The sequence below is a fragment of the Janthinobacterium sp. UMAB-56 genome (assembly GCF_900095265.1).
Taxonomy (GTDB): domain Bacteria; phylum Pseudomonadota; class Gammaproteobacteria; order Burkholderiales; family Burkholderiaceae_D; genus Janthinobacterium.
On sequence record NZ_LT607651.1, the window covers coordinates 632,847 to 633,176 of the forward strand.

The 330-nt window shown below is 67.6% G+C and carries 2 protein-coding genes (1 of these 2 cut by a window edge); both read right to left on the reverse strand.

The window, feature by feature from the left end:
- A partial coding sequence (locus K0F85_RS02970) for an Ig-like domain-containing protein (protein ID WP_219114459.1) occupies nucleotides 1-292 on the reverse strand: 292 nt, incomplete at its 3' end.
- A gap of 25 nt (nucleotides 293-317) precedes the next feature.
- Nucleotides 318-330 carry part of the coding region annotated (locus K0F85_RS29190) for a putative Ig domain-containing protein (protein WP_374198633.1) on the reverse strand (this coding region is incomplete at its 5' end). Its footprint extends 298 nt past the window's final position, so 13 of the 311 annotated nt are shown.

The following is a 330-nucleotide window of genomic DNA, read 5'->3' on the forward strand; positions in this document are numbered from 1 at the left end:
TGGGCGCGTTGGGCGTCACCGTGATCGTCACGGTGGCTTGCGCCGAAGTGCCGCCGCTATTGCTGGCCGTATACTTGAAGCTGTCTGACCCGGAATAGCCTGCCGTCGGCGTGTAGCTGATGCTGGTGCCGCTGACCGTCGCCGTGCCATGGCTGGCGGCGGATGCCAGGGCCACCGACGTTGCCGCGCCGCCGCTCAAACTCAGCGGGATCACGGTGGCGCTGCTGCCATAGGCCACCGTGGCACTGACATCGCCGGCAATGGGCGCGCTGGGCGTCACCGTGATCGTCACGGTAGCTTGCGCCGAAGTGCCACCGCTATTGCTGGCCG